Source organism: Micromonospora sp. NPDC050795 (assembly GCF_044456785.1).
Taxonomy (GTDB): domain Bacteria; phylum Actinomycetota; class Actinomycetes; order Mycobacteriales; family Micromonosporaceae; genus Micromonospora.
Genome location: NZ_JBITGE010000028.1, coordinates 13989 through 31481, shown reverse-complemented (window position 1 = coordinate 31481; position 17493 = coordinate 13989). Strand labels below are relative to the sequence as shown.

At 68.5% G+C, this 17493-nt stretch carries 22 protein-coding genes; 3 read left to right on the top strand and 19 right to left on the bottom strand.

Features of this window, described 5'->3' with window-relative positions:
- Window positions 1-91: 91 nt before the first annotated feature.
- From ACIBEF_RS23260 to ACIBEF_RS23195, 14 genes are all read right to left on the bottom strand, one after another.
- Window positions 92-256 (bottom strand): hypothetical protein, encoded by a 165-nt coding sequence (locus ACIBEF_RS23260; RefSeq protein ID WP_396795261.1) that lies wholly within the window; start codon window positions 254-256, stop codon window positions 92-94.
- A gap of 590 nt (window positions 257-846) precedes the next feature.
- Complete coding sequence (locus ACIBEF_RS23255) at window positions 847-1758, bottom strand: DUF2637 domain-containing protein (RefSeq protein WP_396795260.1); 912 nt, start codon at window positions 1756-1758, stop codon at window positions 847-849.
- On the bottom strand, window positions 1755-4571 hold the full coding sequence (locus ACIBEF_RS23250) for a BTAD domain-containing putative transcriptional regulator (RefSeq protein WP_396795259.1): 2817 nt from the start codon (window positions 4569-4571) through the stop codon (window positions 1755-1757). Before ACIBEF_RS23250 ends, ACIBEF_RS23255 begins: the two co-directional genes overlap by 4 nt.
- A gap of 29 nt (window positions 4572-4600) precedes the next feature.
- Complete coding sequence (locus ACIBEF_RS23245; protein WP_396795258.1) at window positions 4601-5056, bottom strand: pilus assembly protein TadG-related protein; 456 nt, start codon at window positions 5054-5056, stop codon at window positions 4601-4603.
- Complete coding sequence (locus ACIBEF_RS23240; RefSeq protein ID WP_396795257.1) at window positions 5053-5514, bottom strand: TadE/TadG family type IV pilus assembly protein; 462 nt, start codon at window positions 5512-5514, stop codon at window positions 5053-5055. The genes ACIBEF_RS23245 and ACIBEF_RS23240 overlap by 4 nt, the downstream gene beginning before the upstream one ends.
- Entirely contained in the window at window positions 5511-5903 is a 393-nt protein-coding gene (locus ACIBEF_RS23235; protein ID WP_396795322.1) for a TadE family protein, read from the bottom strand. The genes ACIBEF_RS23240 and ACIBEF_RS23235 overlap by 4 nt, the downstream gene beginning before the upstream one ends.
- 95 nt (window positions 5904-5998) lie before the next feature.
- Window positions 5999-6190: a hypothetical protein gene (locus ACIBEF_RS23230; RefSeq protein ID WP_018803909.1), complete on the bottom strand. Its 192-nt coding sequence runs from the start codon at window positions 6188-6190 to the stop codon at window positions 5999-6001.
- A 65-nt stretch (window positions 6191-6255) separates the two neighbouring features.
- A complete protein-coding gene (locus ACIBEF_RS23225) occupies window positions 6256-7152 on the bottom strand; it encodes a type II secretion system F family protein (protein ID WP_396795256.1) in 897 nt (298 codons plus the stop codon).
- Window positions 7149-8051: a type II secretion system F family protein gene (locus ACIBEF_RS23220; protein WP_396795255.1), complete on the bottom strand. Its 903-nt coding sequence runs from the start codon at window positions 8049-8051 to the stop codon at window positions 7149-7151. Before ACIBEF_RS23220 ends, ACIBEF_RS23225 begins: the two co-directional genes overlap by 4 nt.
- A complete protein-coding gene (locus ACIBEF_RS23215; RefSeq protein ID WP_396795254.1) occupies window positions 8042-9430 on the bottom strand; it encodes a CpaF family protein in 1389 nt (462 codons plus the stop codon). Before ACIBEF_RS23215 ends, ACIBEF_RS23220 begins: the two co-directional genes overlap by 10 nt.
- Window positions 9427-10236, bottom strand: a complete 810-nt coding sequence (locus ACIBEF_RS23210) for a hypothetical protein (RefSeq protein WP_396795253.1) — start codon at window positions 10234-10236, stop codon at window positions 9427-9429. Before ACIBEF_RS23210 ends, ACIBEF_RS23215 begins: the two co-directional genes overlap by 4 nt.
- A 1-nt stretch (window position 10237) precedes the next feature.
- Window positions 10238-10843: an SAF domain-containing protein gene (locus ACIBEF_RS23205; protein WP_396795252.1), complete on the bottom strand. Its 606-nt coding sequence runs from the start codon at window positions 10841-10843 to the stop codon at window positions 10238-10240.
- A 156-nt stretch (window positions 10844-10999) separates the two neighbouring features.
- A complete protein-coding gene (locus tag ACIBEF_RS23200; protein WP_396795251.1) occupies window positions 11000-11905 on the bottom strand; it encodes a hypothetical protein in 906 nt (301 codons plus the stop codon).
- Complete coding sequence (locus ACIBEF_RS23195; protein ID WP_396795250.1) at window positions 11899-12405, bottom strand: hypothetical protein; 507 nt, start codon at window positions 12403-12405, stop codon at window positions 11899-11901. The genes ACIBEF_RS23200 and ACIBEF_RS23195 overlap by 7 nt, the downstream gene beginning before the upstream one ends.
- A gap of 366 nt (window positions 12406-12771) precedes the next feature.
- On the opposite strand from ACIBEF_RS23195, the gene ACIBEF_RS23190 reads away from it, so the two are divergent.
- The 3 genes from ACIBEF_RS23190 to ACIBEF_RS23180 all read left to right on the top strand — a co-directional run bounded on the left by ACIBEF_RS23190 (window position 12772) and on the right by ACIBEF_RS23180 (window position 14287).
- Complete coding sequence (locus tag ACIBEF_RS23190) at window positions 12772-13128, top strand: hypothetical protein (RefSeq protein WP_396795249.1); 357 nt, start codon at window positions 12772-12774, stop codon at window positions 13126-13128.
- A gap of 157 nt (window positions 13129-13285) precedes the next feature.
- Window positions 13286-13594 (top strand): winged helix-turn-helix transcriptional regulator, encoded by a 309-nt coding sequence (locus ACIBEF_RS23185; protein WP_396795248.1) that lies wholly within the window; start codon window positions 13286-13288, stop codon window positions 13592-13594.
- Between the two features lie 9 nt (window positions 13595-13603).
- Window positions 13604-14287, top strand: a complete 684-nt coding sequence (locus ACIBEF_RS23180) for a prepilin peptidase (RefSeq protein ID WP_396795247.1) — start codon at window positions 13604-13606, stop codon at window positions 14285-14287.
- Window positions 14288-14313: 26 nt separating this feature from the next.
- Here the strand turns inward: ACIBEF_RS23180 and ACIBEF_RS23175 are convergent, their stop codons facing one another.
- The 5 genes from ACIBEF_RS23175 to ACIBEF_RS23155 form a co-directional block, all read right to left on the bottom strand.
- Window positions 14314-15168, bottom strand: coding sequence for a helix-turn-helix domain-containing protein (locus tag ACIBEF_RS23175; protein WP_396795246.1), 855 nt, complete (start codon window positions 15166-15168; stop codon window positions 14314-14316).
- 42 nt (window positions 15169-15210) lie between these two features.
- Window positions 15211-15738, bottom strand: a complete 528-nt coding sequence (locus tag ACIBEF_RS23170; RefSeq protein WP_396795245.1) for a DUF6879 family protein — start codon at window positions 15736-15738, stop codon at window positions 15211-15213.
- 2 nt (window positions 15739-15740) lie between these two features.
- Window positions 15741-15947 (bottom strand): hypothetical protein, encoded by a 207-nt coding sequence (locus ACIBEF_RS23165; protein ID WP_354945072.1) that lies wholly within the window; start codon window positions 15945-15947, stop codon window positions 15741-15743.
- A gap of 201 nt (window positions 15948-16148) precedes the next feature.
- A complete protein-coding gene (locus ACIBEF_RS23160) occupies window positions 16149-16343 on the bottom strand; it encodes a DUF397 domain-containing protein (RefSeq protein WP_396795244.1) in 195 nt (64 codons plus the stop codon).
- Window positions 16340-17212, bottom strand: a complete 873-nt coding sequence (locus ACIBEF_RS23155; protein WP_396795243.1) for a helix-turn-helix domain-containing protein — start codon at window positions 17210-17212, stop codon at window positions 16340-16342. Before ACIBEF_RS23155 ends, ACIBEF_RS23160 begins: the two co-directional genes overlap by 4 nt.
- Between the last annotated feature and the right edge of the window lie 281 nt (window positions 17213-17493).

The window sequence follows — 17493 nt, the reverse complement described above, 5'->3', positions numbered from 1 at the left end:
GACAACTTTGGCCGGACCCCGCACTCAATCGGCACGACATGTCGCCGGGTCAGCGCTCGGACCCGGCGACATGTCCATCCAGCGAGCTGGCTCAGTCCTCGTCGTCGTCTGCGTCAGTCCGAGGCGTCGGAACCTCGATCAGGTAGCGCAGAGCGCCGTTGATGTCGGTCTCTCGGCTGTCGGCGGTGCGCTTCAGCACGTCGTAGACGTCGTCAGCGACCTCGATCGTGCGGAGGCCGGGCGTTGTGGCGGTCATGTGTAATCCCTTCTGGCAGCGTTCGGCGTGGTGCCCGTTCGGGCAGCCGTGCCTATCCACGCTGACCTCGACGGTGCGATCAAGACCGCCGCTGGCCCCAGGCCAGGGTTACGACTCAGGGCTCCGTTCGAGGGTGGAGCGTCGTCGCTCGTTTGGTGTGTGTCACTGCGGGGCGTCGCCTCGAATGGCGGCGTCGGCGGCGCGGAGCAGGGCGGCGGTGAGGCCGCGAGCGTGCTCCGGGTTAAGGCTTAGTTGTAGGTCCGTCCTCGGCCGGAACGCTGAACTCGACGTAGGGGAGTTCCAGGCCGGCTGGATCGGTGCCGATCCAGCTCGGGCCCATGTCCCAAACGCCACTCGCACCTTTGCTGCAACGAGGCAAGCCCGGTCGTAAACGTGCACCCTGTCCGCCACGCCTCGGTGCAGGAGTGCCCCAGGTGAGAAAGGGTCGGCGTCGTCGTGGCGGCACTCCGTGCACCAGGGCGGTAGCGCTGGGGGTGCGGTGGCCGGGCGGGGTTGGCCGTTCGGCCAGGCTCGTTCACCTGCGGCTTCCTCGCGCGTCTGATCCTGCGCGGTGCACTGGCGACGGCACGCTATACCGATGCGGTGAAGCGGGAGCCGTTGACCGAATGCGCCTCCTGGCGCAGCGTGGCGAGAAGTTCCGACACGGCGCTGTTGCGGATCGAGTGGCCGTTTTGGCGTATGCGACGTGCGAGGGCATCTCGGTTGACGGTCTGGCCTTCGCGGATCAGCTCGTCACGGGCTGCGCGGGCGGCGGGCAGCAGCGGTACGAGATCCGGGGCAAGGTCCACATCGGCATCGTGTGCGTCGTCGGACGAGTCGTCGTCGTGAGATTCCGTGTCGAGGTCATGGCCAGTCTCGTTGACATCTGATTCGTGGTCGCCTTCCGGGTGTTCGGCGGTGTCAGGAGCCTCACCGGGACGCGACCTGTCGACATCGACGTCGACGGGAGGGCGCTCGGGCAGCGGTCTCCGATCGGGTGGCGAGAATTCGTTGCTGTCGGGCGGGGGCTCGACAGGTGCCGCTGCGGCGCGCTCGGCCGGTGCCGGTGCCGCTGGTGCCTCGGCTAGCACGGCGTGCGGTTGGTTTTCGGCTTCGCGGCGGCGGGCGGCGAGTTCCACGAGTGAGACCGATGCGACGATGATCAGCCCGTCCACCGAGAGCGGTAGGAGGTAGGGCACGGTGCCGGTCTCGCCGTATCGGGCGACGACTCCGACCATGTGGTGATAGCTGATCCACGCGGCGATGGCGGCGATAGCCGAGGCGGCGACGACTCGGATGACGCCGAGTGAACGCCGGTAGACGGGTACCCGGGTGACCAGCTCGACGGTGATCAGCAATGCCAGAGGTGGCCACGCCGCGATGGCCTGGGAGATCGGGTTCGCTTGTGCGTGCAGGATGTTCGCGGTGACCGAGGCGGCCACGCCGAGGGCCAGCGTCGCCCGCACGGCCCATTGCATCCGCTGGAGCTGGCTGTCGTTCATGGCCGTCCTCCACTGGCCGGGGCGACGGGTCGGAGTTGGCGTTCGGCGACGCGCCGTGTGGCCTGGGACGGTTCGGCGTCGCCGAGGTCGGCGAGACGTTCCTCCAATCGGCGCAGGGTGCGCCGCACGGCGTCGGGTCGCTGCTGCCGGCCGTGGATGCGCATGATCCGCTGGCATAGCTCCTCGTTGACCGGGTCCAGGTCGGCGGCGCGTTCGAGGGCGGCGATGGCCTGGTCGGGGTGGTCGGGTTCGAGGATTTCGGCGATGCGGGCGTAGGCGGTGAGGATTTGGTGGCGGTAGCTGGTGGCGTAGTCGGTGGCCCAGGTGTGGTCGTGGCCTTCGGCGAAGTCGCCCCCGTACAGCTGGGCCGCCCGGCGTAGCGCGGCCAGCATCGTCGCTTCGTCGTCGGTGGTGGTGGCCTGGTCGATGGCGGTGAGCATCTGCCAGAGGTCCACGGTGACGGTCTCGGGGTCGAGGTGGTATCGGCTGGTGGCGGGGTCGTAGACGATGAACATGGGCTCCTCGTGGCCGGTGGCGGCGCGCAGCACCCGCCGGGCGGAGGTGATGTCGGTTCGGACGCGTTTGACGGCGGCGGTCGGGTCGATGTCGGGGTGCAGGTCGGCGGCGAGCTGGTCGAGGGTGCGGCCGGCGGGGTGGGCGGCGAGGACGGCGAGCGCGGTGTAGGAGCCGCTGCGCATTCCGGTGGCGATCGGCCCGGCGTCGGTGGCGACGGTGACCGGGCCGAGCACCCGGAGGCGGACCAAGGCCGCCGCGTCGTTGGGTTGGACCGGTACCGCCTCGTTCGTCTCGACGGTCGCCGCGGCCGGTGAGATCTCGGCGGGCGGGTCGTCGACGTCAGCGCCGGCCTCGGGGCGGGCTATCGCGTCGGTGAGCATGGAGAGGATGGCGGCGAGGTCATCCGCGCCGAGGGTGGACAGCCGGGTCACCGGATGCGGTTCGTCGCCGGTGGCGGTGCCCTCGGCGCTGATCTCGATGGTGGGGATGCCGTCGTGCGAACCGAGGATGACGGGGTGCAGGTTCAGGGCGGCGCGGTGGGTGGCGACGGCCTCCAGGCGGGCGGCGTGCCGGGGGTTGGAGTCGATGAGCAGCACGTACGGCGGTTGCGTCTCGGCGTGGTCGGTGCGGGCGTTGAGGTCGGTGATCGTCTCGGCGTGGAAGGTGTCCAGCAGCCGGCGACGGCCGATCATTTCCTCCTCGGCGTGGGTGACCGCCGCGGCGATGTCGGCGAGCACGACGAGGCGTTCTCCGTCGTAGGCGGTGCCGTCGGGGTCCAGCCCGACCGCCGGGGCGTCCTCGGGTAGTAGCCGGGCGAGTAGGTCGGCGGTCGTGACCACCACTGTGCGGGCGATGGCTGCCTCGACCGCGCCGCTGGTCAGGACGGACGCGAGGACGGCGCGGGCCGCTGGTACGGCTCCGTCGCCGTGCAGGGCGACGCCGGGACCGGGCAGGTGGAACAGGCTTATCTCGGTGCCGTCCGAGTCGACGCCGATGGGTGCCGCAACGGCAGGGCTGGCGGGGCGGTGGTCGCTGCTGGGGCCGAGGTGGCGGCTGCCGATGATGTCGACGGGGGCCAGAGAGGGCGGCATCGGGGAGCGTTGCGGGGCGGCGCTCGCCGATGCCGGGAAGGTCAGCCGGGCGCGGCGGCGTCGTTGAAGGCGTAGCAGAGTGGCCACGGCCGCGATGGCGGCGGCCAGGCCGAGGCTGATCCAGCCCTGCGCCGGCAGCGTGATTCCTGCCTCGTCGGTCTGCTGGTCGTCGGATGGGTCGGTGTCCGGCGCGGGGGTGGCGACATCGGCCGACTCGGCTGGGGTGCTGGATTCGGCGGTAGGCGGTGAAGGGCTCGGCTCCGGGGTGGTGGGGGTGGCCGGTGGCGGTGGGACTGCTGGGGCGGTCTCGTTGACCTCGGGCGCGGTGGTGTCGGGGCTGCCAGGCGGCGGATCCTCGATGTGAGGTGGGGTGGCTGCTGGTGGGGCCTCTCGGGCGGGAAGTGCGAGAACCCAGCCGACGTGGATCTCGTCGGGGTCGGTGAGGGCGTAGCCGTTGGCCTGTTCGTGTCCCCGGTTGAGTTTGTAGACCTCCCGCCAGCGGTGCGGGTCGCCGAGGTGTTTCTCGGCGAGGTCCCACAGGTTGTCTCCGGCGACGACACGGTGTGTCCCGCCCGGGGCGTCTCGTGCCCAGGACGGGACAACGGGGCTGTCTCGGTGGGTGGCGAGCGGGAGAGTGTCGCTGGTGGCGGACACACCGATGGTGAGCGCCGGGCGTGGGCCATGCTGCACGGTCTGCGGGGCGGCGGGGTGTGCCGGGGCGACGGCAACGGCCGGGCGGCGTGCGGCGGCATCGGCGGCAGCCGCACTCGCCGTAGGGGTGGTGACGACGCGGGCAGCGTCGAACAGCACGGCTCCAACGATCGCGCCGACGAGGACAGCGGCGACCCAGCGGATCGGGCCGCGTCGCCTCGCGGATGGGCGGGGCTGTCCGCGCCGGGTAGCCGACGCGGCGGCGGACATCTCGATGATCTCGATGGCGGTGTCGCGCAGGAACTGCGCCCACAGCACCCAGCCGATCGTGGCCAGCAACGCGAAGACCATGTTGTCGGACCACGGGCTCGTGATCGCGGCGTGCAGGTCGGTCAGAGTGGGCACAGTGTCGGGCTGCGACCAGCCGATCCAATCGAGGGGCCAGCCGGCCGCGACGGTCAGCAGCCACGGCACCCCGGCGGTGAAGCCGGCCAGCACGGCGAGTGCGAGCAGGGCGCGCACGGTCCGGGCGATGGCGGCGAAGGTGCGGGACATGCGGGGTTGTCCTCTCCCATTGTGCGGGGTCAGGTGTTGGGGCCGGTGACGCCCTGCACAGCGGCGGCCGTCGCGGAGGCGGACACGGTGAGCTGCCGCACGCCAACGATCTGCAGGAGCTGGGTGCGACTGGCGCGGCGCACGGTCACGGTGACCGTGGTCGTGGTCGCGGTGGCCTCGCCAGTGGCGCCCGCCGAGACCAGCCACGCCCGTGCGGCCGACGCGGCTCGGGCCGGGTCGAGTACAGCGACGTTGCGGGTGCGGTACTGGTACAGGTCGAGTTCCTGCGCCCCGGCCCTGGCCGCCGCCTGGGCGATGTCCAGGGCACGGACCTTCTGCGTGAGGGCCAGGCCGGCGTCGAGGACCAACCCGGCCACGGCGAGCAGGGCGACAATCATCAGGACCGCAAACGCGGTCACCTGGCCGGAGTCGTCTCCGGTGCGCTCGCGAAGCCGCCGCCAGCGGCCGGCATCGGCCTGCCTCACGACGCGCCTCCTCTCCACATGTCGATGGGGGAGGTTGCCGTCGCCCGCGTAGTGCGGGAGCCGGGCACGGACAGTAGGGCGAGGTCGGACAGGGGAACGGTGCAGGCCACGCTTACGGTGACCGCGCCGCCGGGACGCAGCCCACCGGTGGACACAGTGACGCTGACCTGCTGGCAGGTGACCGCTCGGGCGGCGAGGGTCTCCCGCGCGGTGCGATCGGCCTCGGCGCGTGCGGCAGCGTCAGTGCGGGCGAGCGAGGCGGACCGGGCCGCGGCGCTGGCGGCGGCGTCGAGGTCCATCTGTGCCGAGACCAACCTCCCGCACAGCACCACGAACAGCAGCACGGCCACCAGCAGCGGGGTAAGAAGAGCCGCCTCGGTGGTGCTCGCCCCCCGGTCGCCCAGGGCGACGACCTGCCGCAGCCGGAGGCGTCCGGCTCGCGCTCCGGCCCGCGTCATGGCGCGGCTCCGTCGTCGGGCACGAAGCGTTCGACGGGTCGTACGACGGTGGCGCGGACGGTCCACCGCACGCCAGGAACCACGGTCGCCGCAGTACCCGTGATCTCCGTGCGTACCTCGGTGGCAGTGCGCGTCACCGACACCGACGAGTCCTTGAGCACGCCGTCGCCGATGGCGGCGAGGGTCTGCTCACCCGCGTCGCGACCGTCGGCAGCGCTGGATTGGTAGCCGGCGGCGGCGTTCGCCGTCCGGGTCGCGGCGCTCTGGGCAACGTGGGTGGCGTGCATGAACACCCCGGCCTGGATGACGAACATAACGATGAGCAGCAGCAGCGGCATAGCGATGGCCAGCTCGGCGGTAGCGGCGCCCGCGTCGGAGCGGGCGGTCATGCGCCTCCACCGGGCGCGCAGCCGCCGCACCGCGCCGAGCGCTGGGGTGGGCGGGCGCTCGGCGCGGTGTTCCCGGATGGTCGGCGGCATCGGTGTCAGCCGAGGTTAATGCTGTTGGCTTTGCTGGTGACCTTGACCGCGATGATGCCCAGGACCACGATCGCCAGGGTCACCAACACGGCAGTAACGAGGACGGCCTCGGTGGAGTAGCCACCGTCCTTGGTGTCGCGCACCGCCTGCCAGCGGTGCCGCAACTCGGCGGCGAGGTATGTGACGAGAGCGGACATTACGTGTTCCTCCAATGCGGTACGAAATCTCGTGGGTCTTCGGGATTGGTGAACTGGCGCGCCTCCTACAGCCCGCCGAGTACGGCAGCCATCGCGGGGTATCCGAGGAAGATCAGGAAGCCGGCGAACAGGGCGACGATGGGAAGAGCCATGCGTTCGGTGGCGGCGTTGGCCTCGCCCTCGGCATCGGTCAGTTGCCGGGCGCGTAGAGCGATGGCCCGAGAGCGCAGCGACGCGCGTACCTTCGCTCCCTCGGTGCCGGCCAGCCCGACGGTGGCGGCGAGCTGCTGCAACTCGGCGACCGCGACCCGGCGGCCGAGCGCGGCGAGGATGTCCCACGGCGGTACCCGGGCCAACCGCGCCTCGGTCAGCGCGTACCGCAGTTCGGTGTAGGCGGGACCGGAGCCAACCTGCGCCGCGTCGTCGAGCGCCTGGTCTACGCCGGCGCCGGACGCGAGGCTGATGACGACCAGATCCAGGAAGGACGACAGGGCGTCACGGAACGCGGCCCGGTGCTTGGCGGCTTCCGAGCGCACCGACAGTTCCGGGGCGAGGAAACCAGCCGCGCCGAGCAGCAGCGACGCGGCGGCGGGCATTGTCACGCCAACGGTGACCCCGGCCAAGGCGAGCAGCGTCGCGGCTACCGGAGGCAGGAGGAAACCGAACACCGTCGCGGTCGCCTGCTCGGCGAGGTGCACGTCAACCGGCTTCTCAAGGGTGGCGAGGTCGCGGCGGGTACTGGCCAGGGGAAGGCCCGCCCGGCGTAGCCACCGCACTGCCGGGCGGCCCCACCGTCCGGTCCACCCCAAGGAGGGGGCCTCGGCGGCGTCAACGGTGCGGTCGAGCCCGTACGGGGCGTCGAGGGCCTTGTCCAACCGGGGCGGGCGGGGAAACCAGCCCACCAGCACGAGCCACAGGCCCGCACCGGTGCCGAGCCCGGCCAGCAATATCAGCCCGGTCATGTCGACACCGCCTCTGGTTCGGCCGGTGCGGCGACTCTTACCAGGACGCGGGCGGTGTCGCGGTCACGCATGAGCCGGCCGAGCCAGGCAAACGCTGATGCGAAGCAGCCACCAGCAGCCAGGAGCACGAGCTGGCCGGTCGCCGTGTCGAAGGGGGCCAGGTAGCCCCGGTTGAGCAGCGCCAGCAGCCCGGCCATGGCCAGGGTGGCACCGACGATGACTCGCGCCGAGGTGCGATTGCGTTTGCGGGCGGCGGCGATGCGGTGCCGGGAGGCGACCTTCGCCCGCGCGGACGTGGCTAGCTCTCCCAGCACGTCGCCGAGCTGCCCGGCGCTGCCCCGCGCGGCCATCACGAGCCCGGCGACCACGAGATCGGCGGTCGGGTCTTCCAGTTCGGCGGCGAACGCGCGCAGCGCGTCATGCAGCCGCCAACTGCGCTGCAGGCGCACCGCCAGGCGGGTCACCTCGTCGCGGATCGGCTCCGGGGATTCGATCGCGCTCGCCGTGATCGCCTGTTCCAGGCCCGCCGCGCCGGACAGGTTGTCCCGCAATGCCTCGGTCCAGGTGGCGATGGCCTCGATCCGTGACACCCGGCGGGTGTGGTCGCGGTCCGGTCCGATGACCTGCGGCAGCATCCACGCCCCGGCCGCTGACAGGGCCGCCGCGACCGGCCAGCGGGTCACCACACCGACGACCACACCCACAGCTAGGCACAGGGCTACCCGACGCCGGTCGACCGGCCCACGGGTCGAGGCGAGCCTCGACAGCCACGAATCGGTGTTGGAGTCGACGGGCCCGTTGTCCCGGGGCGACAGGCCGATAGCCATCAGGACCAACCCGAACGCGGTTCCGACCCCCAGCAGGGCGGCGAGGGGCACTGTCAACACCATCACGCCCACCCCCCACCCGGGGCGGTGCGAGCCTCATCGAGCAACCCGGGGTCGAAGCCCCACCCGGCCAGTGCCGACAGCAACCCGGTCGACGGCGGCGCACCCGGGACCGCCCGACCATCACGGTCAGGTCGGAAGATCTCGTTGCTGGACACGGCCAGCCCGTCAGCGCCGACCACCTCCCGCACCGAGGTCAGCGCCCGGATCCCGCCATCCCCGGCGAACCCCAGGTGCACGACCAGGTGAACCGCCTCGGCGACAAGAAGGTTGGTGGTGGCCGGGTCGAGGCGTTCCGGTGCCTGCGCGGCGTAGAGCATGAGTTTGTTGAACGCCCCGGCCGACGACGAGGCGTGGATGGTGCCGAGCGAACCGTCGTTGCCCTGCGACATAGCGTTGAGCATGGGGATGACTTCGTGCCCGCGGATCTCCCCGACGATGACTCGGTCCGGCGACATCCGAAGCCCCGAGCGGAACAACATGCTCATGTCGATCGCGCCCTCGCCCTCGACGTTGGCCTCCCGCGACTGCAACGGCACCACGTCCGGATGCACGGCCTTGTCCGCGTCGAGCGCCAGCTCATAGGTGTCCTCGATCGTGACAATCCGCTCGCCCGGTGGGATCGCCGACGCAAGCGCTCGCAAAAGCGTCGTCTTGCCCGCGCCGGTCCGCCCGGCGATGAGGACGTTCAGCCGCGCCCGCACCGCAGCGGCCAGCAGCTCCCGCAGCACGGGGTTGACGGTGCGGAGTTGCTCGAGATCGGCCAGGGTGACCTTCACGTAGCCGTGCCGACGGATAGAGAGCGCCGGACGCCTGGTCACCGACATGATCGCGTGCAGACGGGAACCGTCCCCAAGCTGCAGGTTCAACACCGGGGCCGCCCGGTCCCAGCGGCGTTCCTCGGCACCCTCGCCACCGGTCTCGGCGCGACCGGCGTCCGCCGCCAGGCGGCGGATCAGCTCCACCATCTCCGCATCCGAGTCGGCGATCGACCCGACCTGGGCGCGGCTGCCGTCGCTGTAGCGGACGAACACCTGGTCACAGCCGTTGGCGTTGACCTCCTCGATCCGTTCATCGTTGAGCAACGGTTGCAGGCCGCCCGCGCCGAGCAGCATGTCCGCCACCGCCCGGCCCACCCGCGACTCGACATCCGGGCGCAGCGGCGGACGCCCGGCGTTCATCTCATCCGTGGCGTACGCGTCCAGAACCTCGTTGATCAACCGCCGGGTCGTCGCCGCGCGTTCCTCGGCGGGCATCAGCGAGCCGCTGGCCGTCTCGTGCGCCCGCGTGGCCCGGGTGAGCCGCTCGGCGACATCCCGGCGGATGCGCCGCACCACCGTGACCTCGCCGGACTCGCCGGACCCTGCGGTCGACAGGAAGGGGCTGGTCATGACGTCGCCTCCGTGGATACATCGGCGTGCGGGGCAGCCGCGACGGGCAGGTAGGGGGCGAGGTCGGTCCACAGCCGCGCGTAGGCGGCCATCAGAGGCAAACGACGCCAGCGCCGGCCGGCCACCAGTTCCCCGCCGAGCACCGCCGCCGCCCGCCGGTCGTTCGGCAACGGACCGAGCACGGTCACCGCCTCCGGGTCGCGGGCCAACTCCTGCCCGACATGGGTCGACAGGACATCCGCCACATCCGCCGCCGAGTAGACGCCGCCCGCGCCGAGCAGGACGACCAGCCGACCCGCGCCCGCATCGACCAGCTCGCCCAGGTGCTCACGCAGATGGGCCACCTCGTCGGTGTTCGCCCGAGCCAGCACCAGCACCACATCGGCAAGCCGCAACAACGGCCACACCGGCGAGCCCGGCCCCAACCGGCCGCAGTCCGCCACCACCATCCGATCGGTCGCGCCCAGCACGGCCCGGCCACTACCGGTCAGCTCCGGCAACGCGGCGCGGGTCTGCGCTCCACCCGCCGGGGCGACCACCACCGGCACCGTCGCCTCCCGCACCGCCACCGGCTGGGACGCGGCGGCGAACACATCTCCCGGGCTCGTTGCGCCCCGCGCGGCGGCGGCCAGGTCCACCACGCTCGGCACCGCCGCCAACCGGTGCCGGCGCATCAGGTCTCCACCCGCCGGGTCGCACTCCACCACCACCGGCCGCGCCCACTCCGGCGCGACCGCGGCCAACCCGAGTGCCGTCGTCGTCGCTCCCGGACGACCCTTGACGTACGTCACCGCCACCAGAGGCATGTCAGTTCCCCTCAGGCGAGGTCTGCATCAGCACCACACCGCCGGACGGAGCCGCCGCCAACTGCGGCGCGTCGGTGGCTGCCAGCAGGAGCGTGATGACGGTCGAGCCCTCGCCATCGCCAGCGAGGTCAATTCCCAGCACCACGGCCGACAGCCGGGCCGGCGCCGACCCGCTCGCCGCCGAGCTGGCCGTCGGAGCCGGCTGGCCACCGTCCGGCGCGGCCGAGACGTAGACGGACACTCGCGCCCCCGCTGCGAGCCCTTGCGGATACTGGCCCGGCTTCACCGCCACCGAGGCGGTCACCTGCCCGCCCGGCGGAAACGCGGCATCCCCGAGCAACTCCGGCGTCAGCAACGTGCCGGCCACCAACGGCACCACCGCCGTGCGACCGACCACCTCTACCGCTTGCGCGGCCGGGACCAGCCGAACCCCCGGGTCGCGGGCGGCGGAGACCTGCTTGAGGTCCGCAGCGGTGATTGCCTGCCCGGCCGCCACCGGCCGCGCAACCGCGAGCACCTGAACACGATCGCCGAGCTGCGCCGCGCCGTAGGCATAGGCCAGCACGCACACGATGACCAGCAGGCCGCCAAGCGCGACGAACGGCAACCGGCGACGCCGCCGGGTGGCCCGCCATGGCCCACGGCCCGCACGGGCGGCAGTAGCCGTCGCGCGATCGTCTAGACCTGTTTTTGGGCGCACGGAATCCAGCGCCATGACCTGTCCTCCTCGGGATGCGACGCTCGAACGATCTGGTTTGCTCGCTTAGCGCACGACCGCCTGCGATTCCTGGACCCGGGTCTGTAGCTGCCCGGTCGTGGTCAACCCCGGCACCGTGCCGGACTGCCCAGCCCCGGCCCAGCTCACCTCCCACGTGACCGTGACCGTCACCTCGTAGCTGCCCCGAAGCGCGCCGGCCGAAGACCGCCGATAGACGTGCCCGCAGTCAGGGGACGCCTTCGCCGGGTCGGTACCCGAGGTCCAGGTCGTTCCCGGACCGGTGCAGGCCACCACCACCCCGTCGCCCATCGACCAGCTCGCCTGCACCGGCCGTGCTGTCGCCGTCACACTGACCCCCGGAACCGAGGCCGTCGCCGACACCGACCGCCACGAACCGCGATCGAGCGCCAGCCACACCGGCAGGTTCACGAGCTGGTTACCTGGCGGGTTCATGCGGATGACGATCGTCGGCAGGTTCAGGCGCGCCCGCGCCTGCCGAGCTAGCACCGCCGGAGAGACCACCGGTGCAGCACCCGCGATCCACACCACACCGCCGAACGATGCAGGGGGTCCGTAGCAGGTCCGCATGTACCAGCCACCCTCACCCGCCGGCTGACCCCCGAGAGCAGCGATCGTCGAAGGCGACGGATCAGCCGGCGTGTAGTAGCAACCGTCAGCCCCCGCGTAGGCCCCATCTCGCACGCAAGGAATTTCCTCACCACCCGGGTTGCGGCACTTACCATCACCGCCCTGGCCGCCACCATCACCGCCGCCCGGCTGACTCGGCTGACCCGGAATCCCCGCGTTCACATCGCACGCCGGACGAGGGTCGTCCTGGCTGCACTGCACACCTCCGGTGCCGCCGTCCGCGTAGGCGGTTGCCGGCACTGCCAACAGGCCCGCAACCGCAAGAGCAGCCAGCACGACGCACTGGCGCAGGCCCGTCAGCATGTTCCCGCCTTGTCGAGGATGAACGAGCTAACCCTCCAGCCCTCGGCCGTTTGTTCCACAGTCGCGGTGGTCCGGTGCTTGCCTCCAGGTTCATCGTTAGCCAAACCGCCGGACGCCTTATGCTCCAACCACTTCTCGTCATTGACGCAGTCCAGAACTGTCACCTTCACGGGGTTCCCAGCCGGCGCCAGGTTCGTCACCTTCGGGTCGAGCACCAGCTCACCGAGGATGACCTCCCTCTGCTCACGGTTGGTATACAGCGCGTTGACGATGAGCCTCAGCGCTTGACCAGAGGCGTAGCGGCGTACGTCGGGAGCATCGGGGTCCGACACCTTGGCCGCCTCAACGAACGCGTCCCACATGCCCTGATACGCGGTGACCGCTTCCTTTTCGGCGACAGCGTTCGGTCCGAGGCTCGTGGTGGTCGCCGGGGTAATCGGCTGCGTCGTCGGCGCTGACTCGGCAGGCTCACCAGGGCTGCAAGCGGTGCTGAGCAGCACCGACCCGCTGACGAGACAAGCCATGAGCTGACGGGTTAACACCTGCCACTACCTCCCCGAACTTGGCGGACAGCCCATGTTGGGTCACAGGCTTTGCGTGGCTAGACGCGGACGATGGCTCACCGGCTGCGTCAAGGTCACCACTCGTGTTTACACCTTCACCCCATGGTGATGTCTACGTGCGTACCTCTGGGCACGCGCGTGAAGCCGGCCCGAACTCACGCGCGGCGGAGCACGTACCTCGGCACAACTGCGGCTCGCATATGAGTGCAAATGCCTCGTTCAGTGTCGTCCACCCGACAGATCCGCTAGTGCCGATAGCGGCTACGCTCCGAGAAATTGTGGTCGCGAGAAGGGCGGACCGAGATGGGCGGCCACGAACGCACGCAGCAGGTACTTGCCCTCTTGGGGCGTAACAGCACGTACGAGGTGCTGTCCACGATGGAGGCCACGGGCGGCACCGCAACCTTCGCGCAGATCGCTAACGCGACCCCCCACCCAGCCGCGATCCTGCGAGCGATGGCCGCTTACGGCTTCGTGGTCAGCCTTAACGGCGGCACGTTGGACAGCGACCCCCGCGCCGAAACCCCCTTCAGCCTCACCGCGAAGGGACAAGCGATCATGGGCCACCTGCTGCGCTTGCATCTCTGGATGGCCTCGCGCACCACATCGGCGCAGGATGCGGGCATCTCCCTCAAAAGCGCGTATACAGAGGACGCCTGAATCGCGAAGATTGCTACCGAGAGCCCCCGTTCGGGAATATGCGCTCCATCGTAGATGCTGCCAACCCTGGCTAGATCTCTCGCTGAGGGTGGCCCTACCTGCATAGACTGTGCCCTTCTTGCAGCGCTCTCGGATTCGGGGGAGGTGGGTAGCGCTGATGGAGGAAGTGCAGGAGCTTCTGAACCTTCTGGCCAAGCGGAAGCTCTCCGTGGCGATTCTGACAGCTCTCCACGACGGACCACTTCGCTACACCACGCTTCAACACGTGGTGTCGCGGGTCAAGGACGAGCCCGTGCACTCACGCACGCTGACCGACACCCTGAACTACCTCTGTGCCCAACAACTCGTCGAGCACCAGTACCAAGGCGCGGACTACAGGCTCACCGCCGGAGGTCAAGAACTTGTCGATCTCCTTGCCGAGATCAGACGGTGGGAACGGCAGCACCGCGTCAGCGGCGACCGGTAGCCGGGTCGGGTGAACAGTTTCGCGACCGTTGGGCTCGGCATCTCAGGCGCCATTGTCGGAGTGCCGCTGGCGGCCGTCGCCTACGGCGTGCAAGCCTCCGGACCGGTCCGGATACCCGAACGTTGGTGGCTTGGCGGCGCGGCACGTCCCAGCGTGGTCATCGCCACCGCCGTCTGCACGGGGGTTGCCGCCGCGATCGTTGGTGCCGTAATGCCGCCGACCGTCGGCCTTGTCTTCTATGCGATCTTCGCTGTCGTCGGCGTCGGGCTGGCAATCATCGACGTTCGTTGCCGAAGATTGCCCCATTGCCTCACTGGGGCGCTGTGGACCTCGTCTGGCCTGTATTTCGCCGCCGTAGCCCTCTCCAACGGCGAAATCGGACCCCTCGGGCGAGCGACCGCCGCAGGCATCGCCACAGTCACGGGCATGCTCGTGATCGCCTTGTCCCTGCCAGGTCAGCTAGGGCTGGGAGATGTTGCGTTCGCGGGAGCAATCACCTTCAACCTTGGCTGGTTGAGCTGGTCAGCCGCAGGGCTCGGCCTCCTCACCGGACTGATCCTTCACGGCGTTCTTGCTGCCACACTTAAGCATTGGAGAGCCGGTTATGCACTCACTCCAATGGGACCAGCCCTGATGGTTGGATGGCTCTCAACGGTCGCGCTCGGATGGCACGCCTTCGTGCTGACCGTCTAATTTAATCAGCTGATCCGCGAATGTCCCTACATCACGCTGCGGAGATCAGCCATTGCGCGCCGAATGACTTCTTGAGCTTCGACCCCAATCACGGATTCACTGAGCAGGCGATCCATCACCACCGAGTACGCTGCTGCTTCTTCGTCATGGAACATGTACTCACCGATGAAGGTCTCGACTATGGCGAGTTGAGGGCCAAGCAGAAGGAACGAGTTTTGAGGTGCGATCGAGAGTTGCCGTCCGAACGGCAGGATGCCCAGCGTGACATGTTGCATGTCAGCTAGGTGGATGAGCCTGTCTAGCTGCGCAAGCATGTCTAGCGGAGGGCACAATAGAAGTCGCAGCGCGGCTTCTGAAATCACAAATTCGAAAGTTTTCGACGTGTCATAGAGGGCCTGCTGTCGAGACATGCGGCGAGCTGTTGCGGAATCCACGTCGCCGGGGTCGGCACCGTGAAGTCGCACGCCTTCCTCGATTCGACTTCGAGCGTATCCAGGTGTCTGTAGTAGGCCGGGAATGTAGATGATCTCCGCGTTGCGAACGAGTGTTGCCCTGCTGACCAGTTGGTCGTAGTTCTGCTGGATCGCGGTCTGGCCGAGCCGGACTTGCTGCTTCCACTCCTGGTGCAGGCCCTGAGCCTCGGCGAGAAGCGTCCTGAGCGTGGCGCTCGTGACGTCAGACGCATGGCAGATGGTTATCCAGCCATCGAGATCATCGTCGGTGGGCATCTGTTTGCCGGTCTCGATTTTTGAGACCTTGGATTGTGTCCAGCCCAACTGTCGTGCCATTTGGGCACCCGTGAGGCCGACGTTGCGACGAAGCCCACGTAGATGTCCGGCCAATCCACCGGGCCGTCGGAGCCAATCCTCAATCGAGTCCACTGTCAGAAACTTTTCTTCGATGCCGGGGATGCCTCGCCCGGATTAGTCGATGTGGGGCCCGGAACTACTGTTCTGCAGGGCGAGACGCCACCAGTGATTATGCTGATCAACGACCGCTGGATCTGTGAATATTTCACCCCCAAGCGGTTCGCCTCGATCGCTAAACCGCATTACGGCAAGGCGTTTAGAGTCAAAGAGCCACCAGTCGTCCTTAATTGGCAGGTCGATGCTCTCCGCCTTGCTTCTGGGTATGTAGCGGATAACCTCGCCAGCGGCCGAGTTGAACTGGCCACTCCAGATCTCCCACCGTTGATAGTCAGTCGGAGGCTCGTTAAGGACGCGGACTCGTTCGACCCTCCGCCCCTGGGAGGTCACAGACCGAATTTGATCTAGCCATGCAGCGTAAAACCCAAATTCGGTCACGGGGCGCGGCTCACCGGCGAGGAACTCGTCTATCGACTGCTGTTCCTCTGCTACCTGATAGACAGGTTGTACCTCAAGCCTGAATGCCGTTGAGGTGAAGTAGCGGAACAAATGATTGAAGTCGTCGCCGGTGAGCTGCTCGGGCATCGTCAGGATTCCCGCGCCACGATGCCTGCGATGACATCGGCAGGGACCTCGATGGCGGTTTCGTTCTCGCCGAGATCGCGGAGGTTGGCGCGCGTCGCCTCGTCCAGCTGCCAGCCCTGGACTACATAGTTCCCGTTCTCGGCGCGGTACAGCGCGGGACAGTTGCCTGTACCGCTTTCACTCCACTTGCGAATGAACTCGAGTTGCATGTCGTCGCACCTCTCCCTCACCGCGCCGCTCCCGTCGTAGCGCGTGCGCAGGAGGATGCTCGCATGCCTCGAAATTATTCGCAATATTCGAGGGGTCGGCAGGCTGGTGTGTGCCGGTGCAGCCAGGGCTCGGCTCGCTGGCACTACTCGGGAATAGTTCCTTGACCTAGGCGGCTGACGTCGGGCCAGCCTGATGAGTGCTCACCGATGCCCGGCGACGCTAGCCACGAACTCAAGCCACGTCTTGCTGTCGAAGACCAACGCAGGGCCTGCGGGATCCTTCGAGTCCCGGACGGCGACGCAAGGGCCAAGGTTGGTCGCAACCTCGACACAGCCTCCGTTGTCTTGGGAACGCCTGCTCTTGCGCCACCGAGCGCCGGACAGATCGGGTTTCAACGTTCACTCCTCGCGAAATCCTCGTACTGGTGGGCCGCGGCCTCGATTAGCCGGGCGGACTCTTGCTTGCTGAGAGCGGAAGCGGTCATGTGGTTGTACGCAAGGTTGCAGCGATCCAGGTCGTCGGCCTTCTCCAGGTAGAGGTTGCCCGCCTGGCACTCTACGTAGACCACAGGGCTGTGCAGGCGATCGTCGAAATCAAAGATAGTCATCGCGCCGCGAGTGCCGGGGTACCCCCCGTTCTTGAAGGGCACCACCTGCACCGTGATCCACTGAGGCATGGTCAGCAGGTGTCTGAGCTGGGCCGTCATCACGTGAGAGCCGCCGACCTCGCGGCGCAGGACACTCTCGTCCAGGATCGCCCATATCTCTGGAGGGTCATCGCCGAGCAGCTTCTCCTGCCGCTCCATTCGGATCCGCACCTGTCGCTCGCGCTGGCCGTCGTCCGCGATGAGGGCGACAGTGCCGGCGATGGCGCGGGCGTACTCCTCGGTCTGCAGGAGACCATGGATGACCATCGGCTCATAGGCCCTGATTCTGGTCGCTGCACTCTCGATGCCGAGGAAGGTCGCGAAGGGGGCAGGCACCGCCCCAAATTTTGACCACCAACCACGTTGTTTCCCGAGCTTCTGCAGCGCGTATAGCTCGGTGCGCAGCTGATCGTCGGCCACATCGTAGGTGGTGAGCATCAACTCCAGCTCGGCTCGTACGACGCCGACCTCGCCCGCCTCGATCTTCTGAATCTTGCTCACAGAGCAACCAAGGCGGTCTGCGATCTGACCCTGGGATACGCGCGCCCCCTCGCGTAGAGCGCTGAGTTGCTCGCCGAGCTGCCACCTCGGGATGGTCGGGCCGATTGGCCTGGGCATTGGGCTCCTCCTTGGGGCCGACAGCATCACAGACGTCGGGTGCTCCCAGCCCAGCGCGACACCACAGCTCGGCTCGTGGAGCGTACATCCCCTGGGCAGCGATCCGGAGACGCAAAGTTACATCAGAAGATTGACATCCCTAGTGCAGAATGCCACGCTGCATGTGGAGAATATATTCTCCGCATGATGCCAGCGATGGCCAGTTGCCTGGTCAGGAGGGAGCTGGGGATGAAGGTCCTAGCGGGAGACTGCATTTCGCACGTGACAGGCAAGGTGTCGCC

Excerpts from the sequence above, each read along its gene's own strand:
- ACIBEF_RS23190 (WP_396795249.1), top strand. The coding sequence starts at position 12,772 with ATGGGCGGCCACGAACGCACGCAGCAGGTACTTGCCCTCTTGGGGCGT.
- ACIBEF_RS23200 (WP_396795251.1), bottom strand. The coding sequence starts at position 11,905 with ATGCTGACGGGCCTGCGCCAGTGCGTCGTGCTGGCTGCTCTTGCGGTT.
- ACIBEF_RS23210 (WP_396795253.1), bottom strand. The coding sequence starts at position 10,236 with ATGCCTCTGGTGGCGGTGACGTACGTCAAGGGTCGTCCGGGAGCGACG.
- ACIBEF_RS23255 (WP_396795260.1), bottom strand. The coding sequence starts at position 1,758 with ATGAACGACAGCCAGCTCCAGCGGATGCAATGGGCCGTGCGGGCGACG.
- ACIBEF_RS23155 (WP_396795243.1), bottom strand. The coding sequence starts at position 17,212 with ATGCCCAGGCCAATCGGCCCGACCATCCCGAGGTGGCAGCTCGGCGAG.
- ACIBEF_RS23185 (WP_396795248.1), top strand. The coding sequence starts at position 13,286 with ATGGAGGAAGTGCAGGAGCTTCTGAACCTTCTGGCCAAGCGGAAGCTC.
- ACIBEF_RS23235 (WP_396795322.1), bottom strand. The coding sequence starts at position 5,903 with ATGACCGCCCGCTCCGACGCGGGCGCCGCTACCGCCGAGCTGGCCATC.
- ACIBEF_RS23170 (WP_396795245.1), bottom strand. The coding sequence starts at position 15,738 with ATGCCCGAGCAGCTCACCGGCGACGACTTCAATCATTTGTTCCGCTAC.
- ACIBEF_RS23230 (WP_018803909.1), bottom strand. The coding sequence starts at position 6,190 with ATGTCCGCTCTCGTCACATACCTCGCCGCCGAGTTGCGGCACCGCTGG.
- ACIBEF_RS23215 (WP_396795254.1), bottom strand. The coding sequence starts at position 9,430 with ATGACCAGCCCCTTCCTGTCGACCGCAGGGTCCGGCGAGTCCGGCGAG.
- ACIBEF_RS23165 (WP_354945072.1), bottom strand. The coding sequence starts at position 15,947 with ATGCAACTCGAGTTCATTCGCAAGTGGAGTGAAAGCGGTACAGGCAAC.
- ACIBEF_RS23240 (WP_396795257.1), bottom strand. The coding sequence starts at position 5,514 with ATGACGCGGGCCGGAGCGCGAGCCGGACGCCTCCGGCTGCGGCAGGTC.
- ACIBEF_RS23250 (WP_396795259.1), bottom strand. The coding sequence starts at position 4,571 with ATGTCCCGCACCTTCGCCGCCATCGCCCGGACCGTGCGCGCCCTGCTC.
- ACIBEF_RS23260 (WP_396795261.1), bottom strand. The coding sequence starts at position 256 with ATGACCGCCACAACGCCCGGCCTCCGCACGATCGAGGTCGCTGACGAC.
- ACIBEF_RS23225 (WP_396795256.1), bottom strand. The coding sequence starts at position 7,152 with ATGACCGGGCTGATATTGCTGGCCGGGCTCGGCACCGGTGCGGGCCTG.